Below are 22,320 nucleotides of genomic sequence, written 5' to 3'. Positions count from 1 at the left end.
TTGTCGCACCGGGCATGTGAAAGAGATTCCAGGGCGGCGGGTGCCAGGCCAGTTCCCGTGCAGGTGCCACCCGGTTGCGGTGAATCGGACACCGGAACGGGCTGATCCGCTTGCACCGGACAGCGGCAGCGCCCGTGACGCCGGCTACCAGCAGTTCACCGCTCACACCGCTCGTATTGCGGACGGAATCCGACCGCAACGGTGGGGGCGACAGCCCGCTGCAGACGGCCGTGCGGCACAGCGAGCTGGAGTGGACCGTTCTGGCGCCGGTGGAGTTCATGTCCGGCGCGTTGGACTGGGAGACATGGTGCGCATCGTCGGCGAGGCGATCGGCCGGCAGGTGCGGCTCATCCCGCTCACCGAGCAGCAGGCCCGGGACCAGCGGCACGCCGAGGGCTTCCCCGACGAGGTCATCGAGTTCTTCGTGTGGGCGCACGGCAGCACCCCGGAGATCGGCTACACGGTGGCGCCGACCGTCGAGAGGGTGACCGGCCGCCCGGCGCGGACGTTCGCCCAGTGGGCGCGGGAGAACGCGAACCACTTCCGCAAGTGAGGAAGCGGGTCCGCACGGACGAGCGGGACGCGTGAGCGGATCCTGTCGCGGCTCCTCGCCGGTGCCGCAGGCCACCACCTTTTATGAGGGTTCCGCCTGCTGGCGGTGGGTATGCCGGTGCGCAATGGGTAATTCTCGCCGACGAGGAGACGCCATGCGCTACCGTGCCGACCTGCTCTTGACCACCGCCCTGCTGCTGACACCCGCGCTGCTCACCGGGTGCGCCGAAGACATCGACGAGCCGCCTGTGGTGACGGCCTCCTCGGCGACCGCCGCCGGTTCACCGGCATCCGGCGCCCCGGTGACAGCGACCAGCACGTTCGCGCCGTACACGGCGAACGCGACTGCCGTCACCTACGACCCGGCGCTGGTCCCGGCGGGGGCGACCGCCGCCGTCACGTTCATGCCGGCCGCCGACAGCACGACGGTCCAGCTGAGGGTGGGCGGGCTGCAACCCGGCCGAGGCTACGGCGCTCACCTGCACGTCAACCCGTGCGGGCCCACCGGCGAAGCGGCCGGGCCGCACTACCAGAAACAGGCTGATCCGGCCGCCTCGGCCTCACCGCCGTCGGTCGACCCCAGTTACGCCAATCCGCGTAACGAGGTGTGGCTGGACTTCACGACCGATGCCACGGGCAACGCCACGACCACCGCCACCCAGCCCTGGACCTTCGAACCGCCGCGCGCGCCCCGGTCACTGGTGATCCACGCCCAGACCACCAAGACCGGGCCGGGTGAGGCCGGAAGCGCGGGCGCCCGGGCCGGCTGCGTCACCCTGCCCGGCTGAACGGCCGCACCCACCCCAGCGCCGGGGACCTGCCCCAGCGGAGCCTGACCGACCTCACCTTCAAGGACAGGAGTGGACATGAGCACGTGGACGACGGCGAGCCGTATCCGGGCCTCGGGAGCCGAGCTCGACGGTGACCTGACCATGCCGGCACACGCCGGAGGGCTGGTGCTGTTCGCGCACGGCAGCGGCAGTTCCCGGCACAGCCCCCGCAATCGCGCCGTGGCCGGGGCGCTGAACCAGCGCGGTATGGCGACGCTGCTGGTCGACCTGCTCACCGCCGACGAGGAGCGGGTCGACGAGCGTACCCGGGAGCTGCGTTTCGACATCGGCCTGCTCGCCGACCGCCTGATCGGCATCATCGACTGGCTGCGTGAGCAGCCGGAGACCGCGGCCCTGCCGATCGGGTTGTTCGGGGCCAGCACCGGCGCGGCCGCCGCCCTGGTGGCCGCCGCGGCCCGGCCCGACGCCGTGCTGGCGGTGGTCTCCCGAGGCGGCCGGCCCGACCTGGCCGGCCCGGCACTGCTCGAGGTCAGGGCTCCGACGCTGCTCATCGTCGGCGAACAGGATGCGCAGGTCAGCGAACTCAACGAACAGGCCCGCAACACGATGCAGGTCCTCGCCGAACTGCGGATCATCGCCACCGCCACGCACCTGTTCGAGGAGCCGGGAGCCTTGGAGCAGGTCGCCGAGGAGGCGGGCGACTGGTTCGGCTCCCATCTCGTCGCGGCTGCCCGGAACCACTGACCGGAGCCCACGATGATCTTCGAAGATCGCGACGCGGCCGGCCGGGCACTGGCCGACGACATCGCACAGCGGATACCGCGCGATGGCCAGGACCGGCCGCTGGTGCTGGCCATGCCGCGGGGCGGGGTGCCGGTCGCCGTGCCCGTCGCCGAGAGGATCGGCGCGGACCTCGACATCATCCTCGTCCGCAAGATCGGGGCGCCGGGCCGTCCGGAGTTCGGCGTGGGCGCCATCGCCGAGGACGGGCCACCGGTCTTCGACCGGAGCGTTCTGAAGCATCTCGGCGTCACCGAGGACGATCTCGCCGACACCGTCGCCGCCGAACGTGCCGAACTGGCCCGCCGATCGCGGCGCTATCGCGGCGACCGCCCGGCACCACAGGTCACCGGCCGTACGGTCGTGCTGATCGACGACGGGCTGGCCACCGGCGTCACCGCGCGCGCCGCACTGCGATGGCTGCACAGCCGGCAGCCGCGGCGGCTGATCCTGGCCGTCCCGGTCTGCTCTCCGGAGGCACGCGACCTGCTGACCGCGGACGCCGACGATGTCGTCTGCCTGTACGCGCCCGAGTTCTTCCGTGCGGTCGGGCAGTGGTACACCGACTTCGACCAGCTCACCGACACCGACGTCGACCGAGTACTGCGGCGGGTCCACCGGGCCACGGCGGGCTGAATGGTCCGCGGACCTGGCAGATCTGGCAGATCTGGCAGATCTGGCATCCGAGGGTGGGGCCGTCCGCTGGAGGCACCTGCCGGCCGCCGTGCGGACGCTGCCGGCGCTGCGCTCGGTCGTGCGTTCCGGCCGGCCCGTCAACCGTCCCGGGCCGGGCCGAGGTCGTGGACGACCCGCACGAAGGCGCGGACGTGCTCGGCTTCCGCGGCCGTACGCCGGATGAGCGCCCACCGAGCGGGCGGGGCGTCGCGGATGGGGACGTAGGCGAGATCCGGCCGCGGAAAATAGCGGATGGCGTGCGCGTGCGCCGGTGAGACGGCCTCGCAGTTGGAGAGGATCGGGATCATGTCGCCGTAGTCCGTGACGATCGGCCCGATGCGGATCGGCCGCCCGCTCGGGGTCGTACGCGGCACCAGGGCCTCGCGCCAGTAGTCGGGCTCGGCGCCGCCCATGACGATCTCGTCGCCGAGATCCTCGTAGGAGATCGATTCGCGGCCGGCCAGCCGGTGGGTGGCGCCGACAGCGAGCACGACGGGTTCGATGTAGATGACCGGGCCGACGGTGAGGTCGGCCTCCAGGACCGGCAGCCAGGCGATCTGCAGATCCACTTCTCCGGCCCGCAGCGGTCCGAACGGTCGCCGAACCCGACGTGCCGGATCTGTACGTCGCATCCGGGGTGCCGGGCAGTGAAGGCGTCGAGATGGGGCCGCAGGTCCTGGATGTTGGTGGCGATCACGCCGAGACGCAGCACCGTGTTCGTGCCCCGGGCGGCCAGTGCCGCCCGCTCGACGCTTTCCCGCAGTCCCCGGTACATCGGCTGGAGTTCTTCGAAGAGCTGCCGGCCGATCGGGGTCAGCGCCACATTGCGGCTGTTGCGGTCGAACAGAGGAGCGCCGATCCGGCGTTCCTGCTTCTTGATCACTTGGCTGACCCGGGCCGGTGTGACGCGCAGCCGCTCGGCGGTCCGGCCGAAGTGCAACTGCTCCGCCAGCGTCAGGAAGATCTCGATGTCCCGCAGTTCCACGCCCGTCCCGTCCTCGTCCCGAGAGATCGAGAGCACGGTACTCCGCCCGGTCGACCCGTGCGGTTCGTCGCGGAGTATGTCGAGGTGGGTGGTTGGCATGAGCCAACGTTCAGGGCGACGGCGTCAGCGATTCCGCTGCCTTGAGCGCCGACGGCAGCCGAGCGGCGTTCGTGTCGTACGCCTCGAATCTGGTCTCGAACGACGGCAACCAACTCCTCGACGTGTTCGCCCGAAGGTTGTAGCGCGTCCCGGGCGCCCGTGCGCGCCGGAAGCGCATGCGGCGCGGCGCTCAGTTCAGCGGGTTCGCCGGGGCCGGAGTCAAGGCCGCTTCCAGGGCGTCCAGGATCTGTTCCACCTGCTGGCGGAGGAGCTGCCGATCCCGGCCGGAGGCCACGGCCTCGTTCTCGGCGTCGACGGCGGTGACGAGGTCGCGGAGCAGGATCGTGACGCCGTTCGCCATCGCCTGACGGCTGCCGTCGGCGCTCTGGCCGGCGAGGGCGGCCCAGCGTGCGGCCAGGCTGGTGAGGTTGTCACGGACCGGTGACCAGGCGAGGGATCGCGGCGCTGGCTCCAGGGTTCTCCGGACCGGGGGCAGCCGCGATTCGGTGACGACGGAGGTCTCGGCGGCCAGGTCGCCGGCTTCGGCGTCCCAGGTCGAGTTGCGCCGGGAGCGGGCCAGCACGATGGCCGCGCCGAGACCGGCGAAGAGCAGAAAGAGCAACAGCCAGCCCACGAGGCCGCCGGAGTCGCCGGCGACCGGCCCGGCGACGGCCGACGCGGACGTGGCGGACGGCTCCGGCCGGCTGGTGGTCGCGGCCTGCTGTCCGGTAGGCGTCGCCTCGGTGACGCGGTCGTCCGTCACCACCGGTTGCGGCGCCTGCGCGGGCTTGGTCGTCTCGGCGGGCTTGGTCGTCTCGGCGGGCTTGGTCGTCTCGGCGGGCTCGGTCGTCTCCGCGGGCTCGGTCGTTGCGGCAGCGCCGCCAGCCTCTGCGGGCTTGGTCGTCTCGGCAGCGCCGCCCGTCTCCGCGGACCGGGTGTCGCGGCTCGTCGCCGTACGGTCCGGCTCGGAACGCTCGGTCCCCTCCGCGGCCGGCTCACGGGAGCGGGCGGGTTCGGCCGAGGACTCGGCCCGTGCCGCCGACGGCCGCGCCGACGGCGGTGACCCCACCTCGCCCTCGCCGGTGCACGCCGCGAGACCGGCAAGCCCGCACAGCATCACACCGACCGGCGCGAGCAGCCGATGTCCAGGTCTTCTCATGATCGGTTCTCCACTCTCGTACGGCTGCGCCGAGCGTGCGCGAACGGTGTGTCCTGGACATCCCTCGCTCCGGATGAGCCGTCGGATCCGGTGGGGCCGGCGTCCCGGCCGGTTCACCCGCCGAGGATGACGCCGCCGCGGGCCCGGCCTTCGAGGCTGTGGTGGTCCGGTCACCGGGCAGGCGCCGCGAGCCCGTCCCACGACGGCGTGACGGTCCGCGCCCGCCTCCCCCGATCCGCCGGCGCACGGCAGGAGGACAGCCGCATGCAGAGCCGACTCCGTATCGGGGGACACGCGGTGCAGCCGTTGCTGCTGATGTTCCCGCTGGGCCTGTTCTGGACCGCTTCGGTGTTCGACCTCGCCACCGTCCTGGGGGCGCCCGCGCTGGTCGGCACCCTGGCCTTCTGGAACATCGTGGCGGGTCTGGCCGGTGGCCTGTGCGCCGGGCTGGCGACCGGGTTCGACGCCTTCGCCGCGCGCGAGCCATCGGTTGCCCGCTCCCGCTTTCTCGGCCTGCTGCTCGATGTCGGGGTGCTGGTGCTGTTCGCGGTTCTGGCCCTGGTGCGGGTGCGCGATCCCGACCGCGCCGCCGATCCGGGGCTGCTCATGGTCCAGGTCGCCGGACTGGCGCTTGCCGGGTTCGGCGCCTGGTTCGGCGGGCGGTTCGGGGATCGTCGCGCGCCGATGGCCGAGCCCCGATCCCCGCGTCCGGCCCCGCAGAACTGACCCGGACCGCTCTGGTGCGTCAGGGTCGCGTCTGGTCCTTGCGGCTGTTCCAGGCGCGGGGCCGCCAGTTCTCCACCACTTTCGCCACCGCGGTGACGAGGAAGAGCTGGCCGGTCAGCGCCTCCAGCACGGCGATGCTCTGGGCCGGGTTCGCCACCGGGACCAGGTCGCCGTAGCCGGTCGTGGTCATGGTGACGAAGCTGAAGAAGAGCGCCTCGGACAGGCTGGGGTCGCCCCCGTCGCCGAAGAGCGGGCCCGGCTGGATCGCGGCCAGGCAGGCGTACCCGAACCCGAAGGCCATCCCGATCAGCAGGTACGCGGCGAGCGCCCCCAGCATGGTCTGCGGGTCGACACCGCGGTGGGTCCCGAGATCCCGGACGATGGAGAACGGGGCCAGCAGATAGAGGGCGCTGGCCGCCAGGAAGGTCCAACCGATCAGTGGGCTGTCCCCCGCCACCACGTTCAGCACGGCCCCGACCAGGGCGAGCACGAAGACGACGGCTGCGGCCAGCCGTACGCCGGTCCGGGCGCCGGACACCCGCAGCGCCTGCCACACCGTCCCGGTCTGCACGAACAGCAGGACCGCGATCATCCATCGATGCTGGGCGGACAGCGCCAGCACATAGGTGCCGACGATCAGGACCAGCACCAGGCCGTAGCCGCCGCGGGTGGGCCGGGTCCTCATCGCAGGGGTTCCGGGCCTTCCTGAGCCGGCAGTCGCCGTACCTCGATGAGCTGCAGGCCCAGGCCGTGGATCCGGGCGATGAGTCCCACCACGGCGGACTGGTCGGGCAGCGAGCCGTACAGCACGGTCTCGGCCGGTTCGACGCTCACGGTGAGGTCTCGCAGCTCGGCGAGGAGATCGTCCGGGATCATCCCGCAGACTCGGACCTGATATGTCGCCTCGGGCATGGTCGCTCCTCCTCACCGGCTCAGCCGGTGAACTTCCCGGTGTGCCGGCGCTGGGCCTCCATGAGGGTCATCTCGTCCGCTCCGGGAACGACGATCCGCGCATCGGGTGTGAAATCGAGGCCGGGGTCGCGTCCCTTGTAGTCGATCGCGTTGAGGATGACCTTTATCGTGTTCAGCCGCGCCCGGCGCTTGTCGTTGGAGCGGACGATCAGCCAGGGCGCGGCCCGCGTGCCGGTGTGCCGCAGCATGTCGTACTTGCGGTCGGTGAAATCGTCCCAGCGGTCCTGTGCCTGAAGGTCTATCTCGCTGAGTTTCCACCGGCGCAGCGGGTCGGTTCTGCGCCGTTCGAAGCGGCGCGCCTGCTCCTGCCTGGTGACGCTGAAGTAGAGCTTGACCAGGATGGTGCCCTGACGAACCAGGTCCTTCTCGAAGCCGGTGACGCCGCGAAGGAAGTCGCGGTACTCCTTCTCGCTGCAGAAGCCGAAGACGCGTTCGACCATCGCGCGGCTGTACCAGCTCCGGTCGAACAGGACGATCTCACCGCCGGCCGGGAACTGTGCGACGTAGCGCTGGAAGTACCACTGCGACCGCTGTTCGCCGGTGGGCCGGCCGAGCGCGACGACCCGGTAGTGCTTCTCATTCATGAACCGGGTGACCCGGCGGATGACGCCGCCCTTGCCGGCCGCGTCCCGCCCTTCGAACAGGACGATCATGCGGAGTTGTTCGACTTCGAGGTGGCGCTGCAGTTTGAGCAACTCCACCTGCCAGGGGCGAAGGCCCCGCTCCAGGTCGAGTTTGCGCGCCAGAACATCGCGTTCGCGCCGCAGCACCCGCAGCTCTCGCAGAGCCCGGTCGTAGGCGCCGGCCAGATCCCGCCCCATCACACTCTCCCGTCCTCGGCTCACCTGTTCACGACCGCGTGGGCCGGGGTCAAACCGCCTTCTCCGCCTCGGCACCGCGGACGCGGGCATGGAAGAGGCCGAGACGGAAGAGCCGTTCCAACCGCCGCACCGTGTACGGATGCGAATGGTTCAGCTGTGCCAGCTCGACCCAGAAGCCCCGCAGCGCTCGCCCCTGCCGCACCAGTTGCTCCACGTCGGTCACCTGCTCGGTGTGGCGGCCGGAGGCGAGCAGTACCAGCCCTGAGGAGCCGAGCGGCGCGAGGTGGGCGCCGTGCCGGTCGCAGGAGTACTCGCGCAGCCGGGACAGGGTCGGGCCGAGCACCGGGATCCGCTCGGAGTAGGCGACCGACAGCTGGTACCAGAGGGAGACATGGTGCAGGCGGATGTGGCCCAGTTCGTGCCCGAGGATGAAGCGCAGTCCCTCGCGGTTGTTCTGCCGCAGGTTCACGAACAGTTCGTTGGCGAGTACCACGTAGTCGTGGCCGGTGGCCTGGGCGGCGAAGGCGTTGAGAGTGCCGTTGCCGTTGGCCAGGAACAGTTGCGGGCGGCGGGGCAGTCCCAGCCGGCGGGCGAAGTCGTCCATGGTGCGGTACAGGTCGGCGTACTGGTGCGGGGACAGCTCGACCGCGGTGCCGCGGACGGTCGCCCGCTGCGTCTCACGGACCACCACGAGTGCCGGGATCAGCAGGAGCAACCCGATGAGGGCGGACCGGATCGCGTTCGCCCAGCCGCTGTCCGCCAGCCGTTCCGGCAGGTAGGGCAGCATGACCGCGAACTGCACGATCAGCCCGATGATGATCACGTTGAGGATCACCATGAACGTGTAGAAGAGCAGCTCGGCGGGGTGCCGGAGCCGGCTGCTCTGCCGTGATGACGTCGACACGACGGTCTCTCCTGTCCTCCGGTTCGCCGCTCGTCCCGGTCCGACGCCGACTCTGCGCCGGACCGGATCCGCACGCCTCATCCCACCGGTATGAGGCCCGGCACCGGGCCGGACGCGACGCTGCATGCGCAAGGACCGCACCCGCGTATGTGTGAAGGAGCTTCGCCATGGCGCATCCAGCAGTCATCTCCCCGGCGGCCCGGCGCTGGCTGGCGCGGCTCGCGTTCGCCGCCGCGGCGGCCGCCGTCGTACTGATACTCACCGCCGCCGGGATCCGGGGCAGCGCCGGGCTGCTGCTGACCGGGGCCTTCGGCGCCGCCATCGGGCTGGCCGGAGCGTGGGTGTTCCTCAGCCGGCGAGGACCGCTGCGCTGGCTGGCCGCCGTGGTGGTGGTGCTCGTACCGGCCGCGGTCGCCGTCCTGTATGTACGCCACCATCTGCTGTGGGCCGTGATCGCTCTCGGGCTGCTCTGGGCGGCGGCGCTGGCGGCGGGGCGACAGGCGCTGGCCGACGCGGGCGACGGGCCGGCCGAGTACGAGACACCGCCGCCGCGCCACCCGTACCTGATCATGAATCCGCGCTCGGGCGGCGGGAAGGTGGACCGCTTCCGCCTGGCCGAACTGGCGCGTGGGCTCGGCGCCCGGGTGCATCTGCTCGACGGTCCCGCCGTCGATGTGGCCGAACTGGCCCGCGGAGCCCTCGCCGACGGCGCCGACCTGCTCGGGGTGGCCGGCGGCGACGGCACGCAGGCGCTGGTCGCCGAGATCGCCGCCCAGCACGGGATTCCATTCATGGTGATCTCGGCGGGCACCCGCAATCACTTCGCGCACGACCTCGGCCTGGACCGGGAGAACCCGGCGCGCTGCCTCGACGCGCTCACCGACGGGGTGGAACTGCGCGTCGACCTGGGGCTGATCGGCGACCGGACCTTCGTCAACAACGCCTCGTTCGGGGCGTACGCGGCTGTGGTGCAGAGTCCCGCCTACCGTGACGACAAGACGGGCACCGCACTCGATCTGCTGCCGGACGTGCTGGCCGGGACGGGCGGGCCGAACCTGCGGCTCAGCATGGACGGGGAGACGATCCCGGGGCCGCGGGCGGTGCTGGTGAGCAACAATCCGTACGCGACTGCCGGGCTGGCCGGGATCGGGAGCCGGCCGCGCCTCGACCTCGGGGTGCTCGGGGTGCTCGTGGTGACCGTCCGCGGGGCCGCCGACGCGGCCCGGCTGATCAGCGGGCGCGGCCGGGCCCGGTCGGTGACGGCCCGGGTCGCCACCGAGACGGTCATCGACGCGGACGCGCCGGCCGTGCCGGTCGGCATCGACGGAGAGGCGGTCGTCCTGCCCACGCCGGTGCGGTGCTCGATCCGGCCGGGCGCGTTGCGGGTCCGGGTCCCGCGGTATCGGCCGGGGACCCGCTCCGCGTCGCCGGAACTGGACTGGACACGCCTGCGGCGGCTGGCGATGCCCAGCCGCCGCAGCTGACTCGCGCCGGTCAACGGCGGCGCACCACCCGGCGCGTCACCCGCCGGGCGGTGCGCCGGCCGGTGCGCCGGGCCACTCTCCGTGTTCCGAACATCTCCGTTCCTCCTCTCACCGGACGGTCGCGGCCGTCTCCAGGTCGTGCAGTCGCCGGGCCTCCTCGGCGGCGATCAGTCCGATCGCGACCAGGTCGAGCGGGCTGATGAAGCCGTCGCCGATCCGGAAGCCGCCGGCCCGGGCGATGGCGTCACGCAGCGGCACCGCCCAATGGTGTTCGATCAGGATCAGCGCCGCGGCGGTGTCCTCCGGGATGTCGGCCAGCACATCCCATGCCTGCGGGTCGTCGAAGACGGCGATCCCGTCCTCGGCCGAGGCCGCTCCTCGGGTGGCGCCGGCCGCCATCCCGGCCTCGCCGTCGATGCCGAGCCCGATCAGCGCGCCGACCTTGCTGCCCAGTTCGACCGCCTCCTCTCGTGACAGGTTGCTCAGGTGTTCCACCTCCACCTCGCCGCGCTTGTCCTTGTAGACGGCCAGCGCGTCGATCACTCGTACGGTGTCGCTCTGCCGCAGCCGCTCCAGTTCGGCGATGATCTCGCCGTGGAAGTCCGGGTGCCGGAAGCCCAGCACGATCAGCTGGACGGGACCGATGGCCATCTGCACTCCGTTCCTGTCGTTCGACCGATCCGGGCGTGGGAACGCCCGGTGCCGATCCTCCGGCCGGCCGGAGGGCCGGCGCCTCATCCGGCACGGGTGAGGAGGGCACCGGCCACGGTCCCCGCGGGAGACCGGTTCATCCCGTCGAGATGACGTGCCGGCCGGTACGCCACGGGATCATCCCGGCATGAATCGACGGAGGTCCGCACCGCGGTCGACGGCGTGCGCGCCAGTGCTCACGGCCTGCGGACCGCCGTTCAGGAAGCCTGCTGACCCGGGTCCGGAGAGGAGCTGGTGATGGACGTCGAACAGAGCCGGGCGACCGGTTGGGTGGGATGGGTGCTCTTCGGCGGGGTGATCCTCGTCGTGCTCGGCACTCTGCACGTCTACGTCGGACTGCTGGCGCTGGTGCGGCCGGAGATCCTGGCCGGCAGCCGGGCCGATCTGCTGTTCCCGGTGTCCCTGACCGGTCTCGCCGTGGCCCACCTGGCGGTCGGCGCGGCGGCGGCGGTGGCCGGGTTCGGCCTGGTCCGCGGGCTGCGGTGGGCCCGGGCCGCGGCGGTGCTGTTGTGTTGCTCGTCGGCGCTGATGGACTTCGCGTTCGCGGCCACCCATCCGGTCTGGTCGGTCGTCGCGATCGCGCTGACCGGGACGATCGTCTACGCGGTGGCGGCGCACGGCGGCGAGGTCGCCGACGCCTACGGGCCGTGACCCTCCGCGGCCTCGACGACCTGCAGCGGCGGTGGGCGGTGCTCGGGTTCGGATGGGCCGTCATCCGCAAGTACCTGGACGACGGCGGTTTCCGGGAAGCCGCGCTGATCACCTACTACGGGTTCCTCAGCCTCTTCCCGGTTCTGCTGCTCGGCGTGGCGGTCGTGTCGCGGGTGCTGGCCCGGCGGCCCGGCCTTCGTCACGACCTGGTCACCGCAATCGTGCCGGCAGCGCTGCGGCCGGGTGTGGAGGCATTCATGGCCGGACTGCCCGCCACCCCTACCGCGCTGGCCGCAGGCATCGCCGGGCTGGTGTTCACCGGCATCGGGGTGGTCCTCAGCGCGTACGAGACCCTCAATCACCTGGCCGCTGTTCCGGTCCGCCGGCGGGCCGGCGTGTTCGCCCGCTACGTCCGGGCGGTCGCCGCGCTGGTGGTGCTCCTCACCGGCACGGTGGCCCTCGGCGCTCTCACCGTCGCGTCCACGGCCCTGCCCTCGTTGCCGCTGCCGGCCCGTGCTGTGACGGTCCTGGGTTCGGTCGGGGTCTCGTTCGCCGTCCTGCTGGCCGTGGCCCGGCTGCTGCTGGTCCGCCGGGCCCCGTTCGGTGCGCTGTGGCCGGCCGCCGTGATCGGCGCGGTCGCGGTCACGCTGCTGCTCCATGTGGGCGCGGCGGTGCTGCCGGGACTGGTCCGGCGGGCCGGCTGGATCTACGGAGGTTTCGCCACCGTGGCCGGGGTGTTCACTCTGCTCTACCTGCTGAGCAACCTGCTGGTGGTGGCGGCCGAGGTTGCCGTGGTCCGGTACGCGCGGTTGTGGCCGCGAGCCCTCGATCCCCGCCGGCCGACGGCGGCCGACGCCCGCGCGATGACCCTGCTGGTCCGGGAGCAGGAGCGGATGCCGGCGGCGCGGATCGACTACGTCCTGTACTCACCGGCCGGCTGATCCGGGCGCCTCGGCGGGAGCCGGGCCGCCGCGCGGCAGGAAGAACGCCGCGATCAGGCCGGTCACCCCGGCGCCGGCGACCGCGACCATCGCCCACAGGTAGGCCCGCCCCGGCGCCGCGCTGTCCACTCCCGCCACCAGGATCGTTCCGGCGAGCGCCGCGCCCAGCGACGAACCCAGGTTGGAGACGCAGCGCGACAGTCCGGAGATCTCCCCCTGCAGGTGCTCGCCGAAGCTGGACTGCACCAGGTTCACCGACGGCGTCAGCATCGCGCCCAGTCCGAGGCCGATCACGAACAGGCCGGGCAGCAGCGCCCAGATCTGCTCCGAGGCGGCGCCGAGCGCCAGCAGCAGGACGATGCCGGCGATGGTGATCAGGAAACCCGCGATGATCAGGGTGCGTTGCGGGCGGCGCCGGGCCATCCGCTCGGCGCCCAGCGAGGAGATCAGCACCCCGGCCGTGGTGGCGGTGAACACCCCGCCCGTCTCGATGGCGTTGCAGCCGCGGACCACCTGCAGATAGGCCGACACCACGAAGGACGTTCCCATCACCATCAGCCACTGCGTGTTCTGTGTGATCAGGCCGAGGTTGGACGCACGGTTGCGGAACAGCGCCGTGCTCAGCAGCGGCTCGCGGCCGGCCCGCTCCTTGGCACGGACGGCGGCGAAGAACCAGGTCAGCACCAGGATGCCGGCCAGCACCAGGACCACGGTCAGCCGGGGTTCCTCGTCGGCGGCCAGGATGCCGAGCACGATCAGGACCAGCCCGGCCGCGGAGAGCACCGTGCCGCCGACGTCGAACGGCGTCGTCCGGTCGGCCGGCAGCGGATCCCGGACGGCACGGCGGCTGAGCAGCACGATCGCCAGAACTATCACCGCCTGCAGGACGAACGCGGCGCGCCAGCTGATCGCGTACGCGATGAGGCCGCCGAGGAGCGGTCCGGCCACCGCGCCGATGCCGCCCATCGCGCTGATCGCCCCGAAGGCGCGGGCCCGGGACCCGATGTCCCGGAAGAGCAGGGTGGTGAGGATGTAGACCGGGGGGATCAGCAGCGCCGTCCCGATCCCCGCGAAGATCGAATACCCGATGATCAGTACGCCCAGGCCGGGCGCCAGCGCGCTCACCACCGCACCGGTCCCGAACAGCAGCAGCCCCATGATCAGGCACCACTTGCGGCCGAGCAGATCGGTCAGCTTGCCGCCGGGAATCATCAGAGCCGCCATCACCAGCAGGAACAGCGTGATGGCGAGTTGCACACCGGCGACCGTGGTGCCCAGGTCCCGGCTGATGTCGGTGATCATCACGTTCATGTTCGAGCCGGCGAAGCTGCAGATGAACTGCGCCAGCGCGAACGCGATCAGGGCCTGCCGCAGCCCGGCCGGGAAGCGCCCGGTCCTCGTTCGTTCCGCCATCCTGCATCGCCTCCGCTCGATTCACGTCAGAGCGCAGCGTCCGCCGGGCCTCCGGCGACGGCATCCTCCCCGGCGCATGACACGGTCACGGGCTCCGGTCACGGCTCCAGCGCGGGCCGACCTCCAGCCATTCGCGTCCCCACACCCGGTCGCGATAGCGGGCGAGCAGTGCGAGCCCGATCCGGCGCACACCGTTCAGCACCGCGGCGACCGCGCCCATCACGAGGATCGCGACCAGCGCGGCACGGCCGGCTGGGCTGCGGTCGGCGGGCTCGGCGCGTCCGTCTCCCCGGTGGTTCACCCAGATCGTCACCCGGTCGCCGGCCCGCTGGCCGGCCAGGGCCCCGACGGGTCCGCTACGCGGTGTCCCGTCCGGTGCGGTCCAGGTCGCGGTGGCCAGTCCGGGCACGGCCGTGGCCGGACCGCGCATCTCAGCGGGCCCCGTGACCAGCACCGCCTCCACCCGGAAGACGTTGCGCCGATCCCATTCGGCCGCCCGCACCTCGGACCGGTAGCTGGCGCCGGCCAGCCACCACGCCAGCACCGGCGCGCCGATCAGGAACAACACGTACAGGCTCAGGAGCATCCCGGCTTCGAACCGGTCCGAACCTCGCCACAGTGGGTTGCGCCTACGGCCGAACATCTCACCCTCCCCGCCACGACTCGCGTCTCAGCATCGGCAGGCGTGCTCGGGCCGTCGCCATTCGCGGAGGATGGTTCCCGCGCCCCACCTGCCCGGCGGCACGACGGTTCCGTGGTTCACCCGCTGCGGATGATGAGCCGTGGTCCCGGCTCAGCGACCGTCGTCATCGACACCCGCACGGACACAGGGAGGCCGGCATGCCGGTCAGCGGCTCGATCTGGGTACGTTTCCGGCACGACACCGAGGAGGCCACCGCCTCCGGCGTCTACGGCCTGATCATCGGGGGCGCGGTGCTGGCCGCGTCGCACGCCGAGCGGGCGGCACGTGTGGTGATCGCGGTTCTGGCCACGCTCACCATCTACTGGGCGGCGGAACGTTACGCCCGCATCGTGGCCGAACGCATCCACGAGGGGCACCGGCCCGCCTGGCACACCGTGCGCCGCCAGCTGACCACCGGCTGGGAGATGGTGACCGCGTCCGGCCTGCCGCTGCTGGTCCTGATCGGCTTCCGGAGCGCCGGCGCCCGGCTGGCCACGGCGGAGATCGCGGCTCTGGTGTGCACGACGGCGCTGCTGTGCCTCTCCGGCTGGCGGATCGGGGCCGGGGGCCGCCTGACCCCTCGGGAGCGTCTGGTCTCCACTCTCGTGGCGGGGACCTTCGGCGCGGCCCTGATCGTCCTCAAGACGCTGCTGCACTGACGGCGCCCGCCGACCCGGGACGCGCCCTGACCACCCGCCCCACCCGCCAGGCGCCCTCGTGCAGATATCGCTCACGCACCACGACCTCGTCGGGGCCGACCCTGATCAGGCTCCACGAGCAGGGAGTTCCGCGCGTGCGGCGGCTGGCCGCCGTGCCGGCCACCACGAACACCTGCCGTCCCCGGACCCGTACGTCGGGGATGTGGGTGTGGCCGGCGAGCACCAGGTCGACGCGTGCCGCGCGGATCGCCTCCAGCAGCCGGGACCGGCCGATCAGGCGGCCGGTCCCGGTGGCGAGCGGGGGATGGTGCAACGCCAGCACACGCACGTCGGCGGCCGGCGAGCCGCCCAGAATCCGGACCACCGCGGCCGCCTGCCGGGCGGTGACCCGCCCGTTCTTCCACCGCCAGCGCGGCATCGACTGCAACCCCAGGGCGGTGATGCCGGGGACGTCGCGGGCCGGGTCCAGGTCCGCGTCGATCCAGCGCGTGAAGCGGGCGTACGGCCGGAGCAGCCGCCGCCAGCTGACCAGAGGGAGATCGTGGTTGCCGGTGACCGTCAGCACCGGGCCGGGCAGCCGGTCGATCAGTTCCCGCACCTGCCGGAACTCACCGGCCCGGGCCCGCATCGTGCTGTCCCCCGTGATCACCGTGAGAGCCGGCCGGGCCGCGGCCACGTCCGCGACGACGCTCGCCACCGCGGCCGGATCGTGTGCCCCCAGGTGCAGGTCGGACAGGTGCGCGACGACGACCGGACGGGCACTCATGCGGCGTCCGGTCGCCGCCCGCGGATGACCGGCCCGGCCGGGTGGTGCCCGGGCCGGGCCGGCCGGGTGAGCGCGGTGACGGCGCTCCCCGATGTGACGGCCGCACTCACCGGGGCGGGCGCAGGTCGTGCGGTCCGCCGTAGTCGCCGCCCGGCGTGACGACCGTGCCGGCCTTTCCGGTGAGGATCGCGACGGCGTCCTCCAGGGCGCCGATCGCCGCCAGATCGCCGGTGAGTTCGACGAACCGGCAGACCGCCTCCACCTTCGGCCCCATCGACCCGGCCGCGAACCTCTCGCGGCGCAGCTCGGCGGGGGTGGCCCGGTTGATCGGCCGGGGATCCGGCCCGCCGAAGCCCCGGCTCACCGCGGGCACGTCGGTGAGCAGCAGCAGGGCGTCGGCGTCGAGCGACTCGGCGAGGACGGCGGTGGCCAGGTCCTTGTCGACGACGGCTTCCACTCCGGACAGCCGGCCGCGCTCGTCGCGGATCACCGGGATTCCGCCGCCGCCGGCGCAGACCACGATCGCCCCGGTGAAGAGGAGCTGCCGGATGATCCGGGTCTCGACGATCCGCTGCGGTCGCGGCGACGGCACGACCCGGCGCCAGTGCGGGCCGTCCGCCGCGACCGTCCAGCCGCGCTCGGTGGCGTACCGTCGCGCGGTCTGCTCGTCGTAGACCTGGCCGACGAACTTGGCCGGGTTCGCGAAGGCCGGGTCGGCGGCCGAGACGAGGGTCTGGTCGAGGATCGCCGCGACCTGCCGGCCGGGCAGGGCGTTCTGCAGCGCCTGCATCAGCCAGTAGCCGATCATGCCCTGGGTCTGCGCGCCGAGCACGTCGAAGGGGTACGGAACCGCCAGTTCCGGGTCGGCGGCGCTCTGCAGGGCGAGCATCCCGACCTGCGGGCCGTTGCCGTGGGTGATGACGACCTCGTGCTCGGCGGCGAGCGGCGCGACCGCGGCGACCGCCCGCAGCGCGTTGGCCCGCTGCACCGCCGCGTCCGGTCGCTGGCCACGTTCGAGCAGCGCGTTGCCGCCGATCGCGATGACGATGCGCATACCTATGCCCCCAGCGTGGCGACCATGATCGCCTTGATGGTGTGCATCCGGTTCTCGGCCTGGTCGAAGACGATGGAGTGGTGTGACTCGAACACCTCGTCGGTGATCTCCAGGGCGTCGAGGCCGGTGTGCTCGTAGATCTCCTGACCGACCCTGGTGCGCCGGTCGTGAAACGCCGGAAGGCAGTGCATGACCTTGACCGCCGGGTTGCCGGTGGCCCGGACCACCTCCATGGTGATCTGGTACGGCTTGAGCACGTCGATCCGTTCGTCCCAGGCGCTCTTGGGCTCGCCCATGGACAGCCAGACGTCGGTGTAGAGGAAGTCGGCCCCGCGGACGCCTTCGGCGACGTCCTCGGTGTGGGTGATCCGGGCGCCGGTGGTCTCGGCGATGCGCCGCGCCGCCTTGATCACCTCGTCGGGGTTCCAGCGCGACCGCGGGGCGACCATCCGTACGTCCATGCCCATCATGGCGCCGGCCACGAGCAGCGAGTTGCCCATGTTGTTGTGGGCGTCGCCGAGGAACGCGTACGCGATCTCGTTGTCGTGTCTGACCGTGTGCTCGCGCATGGTCAGCAGGTCGCAGAGCGTCTGGGTGGGGTGCCACTCGTCGCTGAGCCCGTTCCAGACCGGCACCCCGGAGAAGCGGGCCAGCGTCTCCACGTTCTCCTGGGCGAATCCCCGGTATTCGAGCCCGTCGTAGAAGCGGCCGAGCACGCGGGCGGTGTCCTGCACCGATTCCTTGTGGCCGAGCTGGGTGCTGCCCGGATCGAGAAAGGTGACGTGCGCGCCTTGGTCGTGTGCGGCGACCTCGAAGGCGCAGCGAGTCCGGGTGGAGGTCTTCTCGAAGATCAGCGCGATGTTCTTGCCGGTCAGGCGTTGCTTCTCGGTGCCGGCGTACTTGGCGGTCTTCAGCTCGGCGGCCAGTTTGAGCAGGAACCTCCACTCGGCCGGGGTGTAGTCGAGTTCCTTGAGGAAGCTGCGGTTGCGCAGGTTGAACGACATGTCGGCTCCCTGAGCTAGGTCGGATTCAGACGGCGTCGCGTTCGATGGGGCAGGTCATGCAGCGGGGCCCACCCCGGCCCCGCCCGAGTTCGCCGCCGGCGATGGTGATCACTTCGATGCCGTGGCGGCGCAGGAACGTGTTGGTGGTGACGTTGCGTTCGTAGCCGACGACCACTCCGGGTTCGACCGCGAGGAAGTTGGTGCCGTCGTCCCACTGCTCCCGCTGGGCGGCGCGGATGTCCTCGTTGGTCTCCAGTACCTGGATCTTGTCGATGCCGAGGGTCTCGGCGATGGTGGCGAACAGGTCGTCGTTGGCGACCACCCGCAGGCCGTCGGGGTCGTCGTCCGGCAGCACCGTCCACGAACGCAGGGTCTGCCGCAGGTACGGGTACATGACGAAGGTGTCGCGGTCGATCATCGTCATGACCGTGTCGAGGTGCATCATGGCGTGCGAGTGCGGCAGTTCGATGGCGATCACCTTGCCGGCCACGCCACCGTTGAACAGGCCGCGGGCCAGGTTCTCGACGCCCATCGCGGTGGACCGCTCCCCCAGCCCGATCATGACGGCGCCGCCGCCAAGGACGTGGATGTCGCCGCCCTCCAGAGTGGCGGGCTGGTGGGGCAGGTCGTCGCCGCCGTACCAGACGGTGAAGTCGGCGAGGGCGAACATGGGGTGGAATCGGTAGATGGCGGCGCTGTGCACGGATTCGCGCATCCGGGCCGGCATGGCCATCGGGTTGACGCTGACACCACCGTAGATCCAGGCCGAGTTGTCCCGCTGGAAGAGATGGTTGGGCAACGGGGTGAGCACGAAGTCGTCGGCGTTCATGAGTTCCCAGCGCAGGCTGTTCACCGTGAAGCCGGCCAGTTCGGTCTTGAGGACCCCGCCGATGAGATAGTCGGCGAGCTTCTCACTGTCGGCCTGCTCGGCGAGGCGGCGCAGCGGCCCGGCCAGGGTCGGCCCCACCGTGTCGTCGGTGACGACCCGGTCCAGCACCCAGTTGCGGGCGTGCGGGATGTCGAGCACGTCGCCGAGCAGCTTCGCGAAGTAGTGCACCTTGACGCCGCGCTCCCGCAGGACCTCGGCGAAGGCGTCGTGCTCCTCGCGGGCCCGGCGCGCCCAGAGGATGTCGTCGAAGAGCAGGTCCCGGACGTTGTCCGGGGTGAGGCGGCTGAGTTCGACGCCGGGGCGGTGCAGGATCACCTGACGCAGCCGGCCGGTCTCGGAGTCGACGTGGAAGCTCATGCGTATCTCCCGGGGGTCACTGGTAGGGCGGCACCGGAGGCGGCGGTGCCATCCGGTGGCGGACGGAGAGGAAGACGGGGACGCCGAGCAGGAACGCCCCGCCGGCCATCAGGAACGGGCCCCAGACGACGAACCAGTCGTCGCCGGAGTTGCGCGAGTACCAGACGAAGAGGATGGAGAAGACCAGGCTCAGTACGGCGACGCTCACGTCCCGGGCGAAGCGGGCGCCGTTGCCGGCCCGCCGGTCCTGGCGGCGCCACCTGATCTGGGCCAGCGCGGAGAAGGCGTACGGGATGGCCGCGGTGATGCCGCTCATCAGCACCAGCGTGTTGAACACGGTGGCGCCGCTGGAGCCGGCGTAGCTGATCACCATGGCCGCGCTGGCGAGCACGGTGGAGGCGATGATGCCGGCCGCCGGCACACCGCGCCGGGACAGTCTGCCGAAGGCCGCCGGGAAGACGCCGTCCTTCGCCGCGGCGAGCGGCATCTCCGCGCAGATCATGGTCCAGCCGTTGAGGGCGCCGAACCCGGAGACGATCACGGCGAGCGCGACCAGGTCACCGGCCCAGCTCCCGCCGCCGGCCATGCTGGTGGCGGCCACCGAGTAGGAGGCCTTGTTGGCGTCCTCGGCCAGGGTCGCGGTCGGGACGATCCCGAAGACGGCGATCATCGAGAGCAGGTAGACCACGGCCGCGCCGAGGGTGCCGATCACGGTGGCCCGGGGGATGTTGCGGGCCGGGTCGCGGACCTTGGCCGCCGCCACCGCGGCGGTCTCGACGCCGAGGTAGCTGAACAGGCAGATGGCCATGGCGCTGCCGATCGCCGTCAGGTCGCTGTCGCCGCTGACGTTGGCCGGGCGGTAGTTGGCGGTGGTGATGAAGAACAGGCCGACCGTCGACATGATCACCAGCGGGATGAACTTGACGACGGTCGTCCAGACCTGGACCGCGCCCATGTTCTTGACGCCGGTCAGGTTGACCGCGGCCGGAATCCAGAGCCCGACCAGGGCGATCACGATGGACCAGCCAGTGATCCCGTCCGGGTTGACGAAGTTCTCGACGTAGAAGACCCAGCCGGTGACGATCGCGGCGTTGCCGGCCCACGCGGTGATCCAGTAGGACCAGGCGTTGGCGAAGCCGACCCCGTTGCCGAAGGCGGCGCGGGCGTAGGCGTACGGGCCGCCGTCGGCGGGCAGCCGCCGGGACAGGACGGCGAACATCACCGCGAGGGCGAGCGCGCCGACCGTGGTGAGGGCCATCGCGACGATGCTGATCGGCCCGATGGCGGCGAGTGAGTAGGGAAGGTTGAAGATGCCGACGCCGATGATGCTGCCCAGGATCAGCGCGGTCGCCTGGGGCAGCCCCAGGGTGCGGGCCCCCGCTGGCGCCGTGGTCTCGTCCAGCTCCGTCATGACCGTCAGCCTTTCCGGAAGGTGACCCGGCGGACATCACTCCCGCCGGATGAACGGTGAAGCGGGTCAGGGCATGGACGGCTCGAAGCGGCTCAGCTCGTCGTCACCTTTCTGGATCACGCCGTAGCTGGACTCGGGCACCGGCTGCCACGCGCCGGCCAGCTCGCCGAGTGGCTCCGAGACGACGAGCCGTGTCTCCTCGGAGAGCCCGCGCAGCATCTCCCGGTCGGGGTGCAGCGTGCGCAGCGCGGAGATCCCGGTGCTGTAGAAGAGCGAACGGCTGCGCCCTTCGCTCGAATAGCGGAAGCACCAGATCCGGTCGCCGTCGGTGGTGGCCACGGTCATCTGCAACGGATCGGGTACGCCGTGCGCCCGCCCCACCGATTCGATCAGCCCCGCCGTCCGTTGCACCGCGGCGATCGGCCGGTCCCGCAACCCGTAGGTCACGGCGAGGTGGAACATCACCTCGGAGTCGGTGGAGCCGGTCATCGCCGGGTAGAGCTCCGGGTCGACGGCGAGCACCAGGTCCCGCTTGAGCAGGGCGAAATCCCGGATCGATCCGTTGTGCACCCACAGCCAGTTCTGGAACCGGAACGGGTGGCAGTTGGTCTGCTGCACCGGCGTCCCCGTGCTGGCGCGGACATGTGCCAGGAACAGCGGTGACGTGGTGGACCGGGCGATCTCCCGCAGGTTGGCGTCGCTCCAGGCCGGGCCGGTGCCGCGGTACAGGGCCGGTTCGGCCATGCTGTCCGCGACGTACCAGCCGACGCCGAACCCGTCGCCGTTGGTGGTCTCGACGCCCAGACGGGCGTGCAGGCTCTGGTCGATCAGCGAGTGACGGGGGCGGTAGAGCAGTTCGTCGAGCCGGATCGGCGTACCGGAATAGGCCAGCCAGCGGCACATGGCGGATCTCCTCGGTGAAGGGGTGGCCGCCATCGTCTCCGTCCCGGCGGCGGGCCGGGCTCACCCCCGGCGGATGATGCCGCCGGTCGTTCCGGCCGCCGACCATGGCGGGGTGACCGAGCCTGACCGTGACCTCGCCGCCGGGAGAATGCTCGCCGCCGTCCCGCTCAGGTTCCGGGCTCGGGCCGCCGCCGTCCTGCGGAACCGGGCCGGGGGCGTGCTGCTGCACATCCTCGGCGAACTGGGCCGGGTGCAGATCTTCGATCGCTCGATGACGCTGGCGGCACAGGCCTTCACCTCGGTCTTCCCGCTGCTGATCATGCTGGGGGCGCTGCTCGGCGGCCGGGCCGGCGAGCATCTGGACGATCTGGTCCGGCTGCCGGATGCCAGCGCGCGGTTGATGGGCGAGGCGTTGAGCGGCAGCCGGAGCAACGCGTTCGGGCTGGCCGGCTGCCTCATCGTGATCCTGTCGGCGACCGGCTTGGCGCGGGCGCTGGTACGGGCGTACCGGATGGTCTGGCGGGTGCCGGGACGCCGCGCCGGCGCGGCCTCGACGGGCTGGCAGATCGGCACCGTCCTGCTGCTGGCGGGTTTCCTGATCGCCGCGCGGCTGCTCAGCGGCCTGACCGGCACGATGCCCGCCCCGCGGATCGGCGCGGTGGTCCTCGCCGGGCTGGCCGACATCGCGCTCGCCGTCCTGCTGCCACGGATCCTGCTCGGGCCGGTGGTGCCGTGGCGGCGGCTGCTGCCCGCCGGCGCCACGTTCGCGCTGATCATGGTGGGAGTGCGCGCGGCCGGCACCATCTACCTGCCGCGGGCCCTCCAGTCCAGCACCGACCGGTACGGGACCATCGGCCTGGCTTTCACCTACATCGGCTGGCTCTATGTGCTCTCGTTCTGCCTGCTGCTCTCCGCCGTGCTGGGCCGGGCG

At 71.7% G+C, this 22,320-nt stretch carries 24 protein-coding genes and 2 pseudogenes; 10 read left to right on the top strand and 16 right to left on the bottom strand.

Features of this window, described 5'->3' with window-relative positions; all coding sequences use genetic code 11:
- The first annotated feature begins 304 nt into the window (after window positions 1-304).
- The 4 genes from QLQ12_RS42490 to QLQ12_RS42475 all read left to right on the top strand — a co-directional run bounded on the left by QLQ12_RS42490 (window position 305) and on the right by QLQ12_RS42475 (window position 2,759).
- Entirely contained in the window at window positions 305-553 is a 249-nt protein-coding gene (locus QLQ12_RS42490) for a Rossmann-fold NAD(P)-binding domain-containing protein (protein WP_282766739.1), read from the top strand.
- A 154-nt stretch (window positions 554-707) separates the two neighbouring features.
- Window positions 708-1,340 carry a superoxide dismutase family protein gene (locus tag QLQ12_RS42485; RefSeq protein WP_282766738.1) on the top strand — a complete coding sequence of 211 codons (633 nt, stop codon included), beginning with the start codon at window positions 708-710 and terminating at the stop codon, window positions 1,338-1,340.
- A 78-nt stretch (window positions 1,341-1,418) separates the two neighbouring features.
- Window positions 1,419-2,087, top strand: coding sequence for a dienelactone hydrolase family protein (locus tag QLQ12_RS42480; RefSeq protein ID WP_282766737.1), 669 nt, complete (start codon window positions 1,419-1,421; stop codon window positions 2,085-2,087).
- Between the two features lie 12 nt (window positions 2,088-2,099).
- Complete coding sequence (locus QLQ12_RS42475) at window positions 2,100-2,759, top strand: phosphoribosyltransferase (protein ID WP_282766736.1); 660 nt, start codon at window positions 2,100-2,102, stop codon at window positions 2,757-2,759.
- Window positions 2,760-2,896: 137 nt separating this feature from the next.
- Here QLQ12_RS42475 and QLQ12_RS42470 read toward each other — a convergent pair whose 3' ends face one another.
- The 3 genes and pseudogenes from QLQ12_RS42470 to QLQ12_RS42460 form a co-directional block, all read right to left on the bottom strand.
- Entirely contained in the window at window positions 2,897-3,367 is a 471-nt protein-coding gene (locus QLQ12_RS42470; RefSeq protein ID WP_282766735.1) for a LysR substrate-binding domain-containing protein, read from the bottom strand.
- 290 nt (window positions 3,368-3,657) lie between these two features.
- Window positions 3,658-3,882, bottom strand: a pseudogene (locus tag QLQ12_RS42465) (helix-turn-helix domain-containing protein); the annotation flags it as partial.
- A gap of 190 nt (window positions 3,883-4,072) precedes the next feature.
- Window positions 4,073-5,041, bottom strand: coding sequence for a hypothetical protein (locus tag QLQ12_RS42460; RefSeq protein WP_282766734.1), 969 nt, complete (start codon window positions 5,039-5,041; stop codon window positions 4,073-4,075).
- A gap of 264 nt (window positions 5,042-5,305) precedes the next feature.
- Between QLQ12_RS42460 and QLQ12_RS42455 the strand changes: the two genes are divergently transcribed.
- A complete protein-coding gene (locus tag QLQ12_RS42455; protein ID WP_282766733.1) occupies window positions 5,306-5,767 on the top strand; it encodes a DUF2231 domain-containing protein in 462 nt (153 codons plus the stop codon).
- Between the two features lie 19 nt (window positions 5,768-5,786).
- On the opposite strand, the gene QLQ12_RS42450 is transcribed toward QLQ12_RS42455, so the two are convergent.
- From QLQ12_RS42450 to QLQ12_RS42435, 4 genes are read right to left on the bottom strand one after another with little or no spacing between them, the layout of a single operon-like run.
- The gene (locus QLQ12_RS42450; protein ID WP_282766732.1) at window positions 5,787-6,452 is read right to left on the bottom strand and encodes a potassium channel family protein; all 666 of its coding nucleotides are present in this window, start codon (window positions 6,450-6,452) and stop codon (window positions 5,787-5,789) included.
- The gene (locus QLQ12_RS42445) at window positions 6,449-6,679 is read right to left on the bottom strand and encodes a hypothetical protein (RefSeq protein WP_282766731.1); all 231 of its coding nucleotides are present in this window, start codon (window positions 6,677-6,679) and stop codon (window positions 6,449-6,451) included. Before QLQ12_RS42445 ends, QLQ12_RS42450 begins: the two co-directional genes overlap by 4 nt.
- Before the next feature lie 20 nt (window positions 6,680-6,699).
- On the bottom strand, window positions 6,700-7,560 hold the full coding sequence (gene ppk2, locus QLQ12_RS42440) for a polyphosphate kinase 2 (RefSeq protein WP_282766730.1): 861 nt from the start codon (window positions 7,558-7,560) through the stop codon (window positions 6,700-6,702).
- 49 nt (window positions 7,561-7,609) lie between these two features.
- Window positions 7,610-8,464: a M48 family metallopeptidase gene (locus tag QLQ12_RS42435; RefSeq protein WP_282766729.1), complete on the bottom strand. Its 855-nt coding sequence runs from the start codon at window positions 8,462-8,464 to the stop codon at window positions 7,610-7,612.
- A 167-nt stretch (window positions 8,465-8,631) separates the two neighbouring features.
- Between QLQ12_RS42435 and QLQ12_RS42430 the strand changes: the two genes are divergently transcribed.
- Complete coding sequence (locus tag QLQ12_RS42430; RefSeq protein WP_282766728.1) at window positions 8,632-9,948, top strand: diacylglycerol/lipid kinase family protein; 1,317 nt, start codon at window positions 8,632-8,634, stop codon at window positions 9,946-9,948.
- Window positions 9,949-10,056: 108 nt separating this feature from the next.
- Here QLQ12_RS42430 and QLQ12_RS42425 read toward each other — a convergent pair whose 3' ends face one another.
- Entirely contained in the window at window positions 10,057-10,599 is a 543-nt protein-coding gene (locus tag QLQ12_RS42425; protein ID WP_282766727.1) for a hypothetical protein, read from the bottom strand.
- Window positions 10,600-10,896: 297 nt separating this feature from the next.
- On the opposite strand from QLQ12_RS42425, the gene QLQ12_RS42420 reads away from it, so the two are divergent.
- On the top strand, window positions 10,897-11,310 hold the full coding sequence (locus tag QLQ12_RS42420) for a DUF7144 family membrane protein (RefSeq protein ID WP_282766726.1): 414 nt from the start codon (window positions 10,897-10,899) through the stop codon (window positions 11,308-11,310).
- Window positions 11,307-12,251: a YhjD/YihY/BrkB family envelope integrity protein gene (locus QLQ12_RS42415; protein ID WP_282766725.1), complete on the top strand. Its 945-nt coding sequence runs from the start codon at window positions 11,307-11,309 to the stop codon at window positions 12,249-12,251. Before QLQ12_RS42420 ends, QLQ12_RS42415 begins: the two co-directional genes overlap by 4 nt.
- Here QLQ12_RS42415 and QLQ12_RS42410 read toward each other — a convergent pair.
- Window positions 12,237-13,664, bottom strand: a complete 1,428-nt coding sequence (locus QLQ12_RS42410; protein ID WP_282766724.1) for an MFS transporter — start codon at window positions 13,662-13,664, stop codon at window positions 12,237-12,239. The two genes, QLQ12_RS42415 and QLQ12_RS42410, sit on opposite strands and share 15 nt — an antisense overlap.
- An 85-nt stretch (window positions 13,665-13,749) precedes the next feature.
- Window positions 13,750-14,307 carry an Rv1733c family protein gene (locus QLQ12_RS42405; RefSeq protein WP_282766723.1) on the bottom strand — a complete coding sequence of 186 codons (558 nt, stop codon included), beginning with the start codon at window positions 14,305-14,307 and terminating at the stop codon, window positions 13,750-13,752.
- Between the two features lie 197 nt (window positions 14,308-14,504).
- On the opposite strand from QLQ12_RS42405, the gene QLQ12_RS42400 reads away from it, so the two are divergent.
- Window positions 14,505-15,005 (top strand): hypothetical protein, encoded by a 501-nt coding sequence (locus QLQ12_RS42400; protein ID WP_282766722.1) that lies wholly within the window; start codon window positions 14,505-14,507, stop codon window positions 15,003-15,005.
- Here QLQ12_RS42400 and QLQ12_RS42395 read toward each other — a convergent pair.
- The 6 genes from QLQ12_RS42395 to QLQ12_RS42370 all read right to left on the bottom strand — a co-directional run bounded on the left by QLQ12_RS42395 (window position 14,986) and on the right by QLQ12_RS42370 (window position 21,389).
- Entirely contained in the window at window positions 14,986-15,771 is a 786-nt protein-coding gene (locus tag QLQ12_RS42395; RefSeq protein WP_282766721.1) for a metallophosphoesterase family protein, read from the bottom strand. The genes QLQ12_RS42400 and QLQ12_RS42395 overlap by 20 nt on opposite strands.
- Before the next feature lie 106 nt (window positions 15,772-15,877).
- Complete coding sequence (gene arcC / locus QLQ12_RS42390; protein WP_282766720.1) at window positions 15,878-16,825, bottom strand: carbamate kinase; 948 nt, start codon at window positions 16,823-16,825, stop codon at window positions 15,878-15,880.
- A gap of 2 nt (window positions 16,826-16,827) precedes the next feature.
- The gene (argF, locus tag QLQ12_RS42385; RefSeq protein ID WP_282766719.1) at window positions 16,828-17,829 is read right to left on the bottom strand and encodes an ornithine carbamoyltransferase; all 1,002 of its coding nucleotides are present in this window, start codon (window positions 17,827-17,829) and stop codon (window positions 16,828-16,830) included.
- 25 nt (window positions 17,830-17,854) lie between these two features.
- Window positions 17,855-19,075 (bottom strand): arginine deiminase, encoded by a 1,221-nt coding sequence (locus QLQ12_RS42380; protein WP_282766718.1) that lies wholly within the window; start codon window positions 19,073-19,075, stop codon window positions 17,855-17,857.
- A gap of 16 nt (window positions 19,076-19,091) precedes the next feature.
- Window positions 19,092-20,486 (bottom strand): amino acid permease, encoded by a 1,395-nt coding sequence (locus tag QLQ12_RS42375; protein ID WP_282766717.1) that lies wholly within the window; start codon window positions 20,484-20,486, stop codon window positions 19,092-19,094.
- A gap of 66 nt (window positions 20,487-20,552) precedes the next feature.
- Window positions 20,553-21,389: a class II glutamine amidotransferase gene (locus QLQ12_RS42370; RefSeq protein ID WP_282766716.1), complete on the bottom strand. Its 837-nt coding sequence runs from the start codon at window positions 21,387-21,389 to the stop codon at window positions 20,553-20,555.
- Here QLQ12_RS42370 and QLQ12_RS47280 point away from each other — a divergent pair.
- Window positions 21,388-22,311 (top strand): annotated as a pseudogene (locus tag QLQ12_RS47280) (YhjD/YihY/BrkB family envelope integrity protein); the annotation flags it as partial. The gene QLQ12_RS42370 and the pseudogene QLQ12_RS47280 overlap by 2 nt on opposite strands.
- Window positions 22,312-22,320 lie beyond the last annotated feature (9 nt).

Source organism: Actinoplanes sandaracinus, assembly GCF_030009775.1.
GTDB lineage: Bacteria > Actinomycetota > Actinomycetes > Mycobacteriales > Micromonosporaceae > Actinoplanes > Actinoplanes sandaracinus.
The sequence above is the reverse complement of the archived record's forward strand: the minus strand, read 5'-3'. Positions and strand labels throughout refer to the sequence as shown.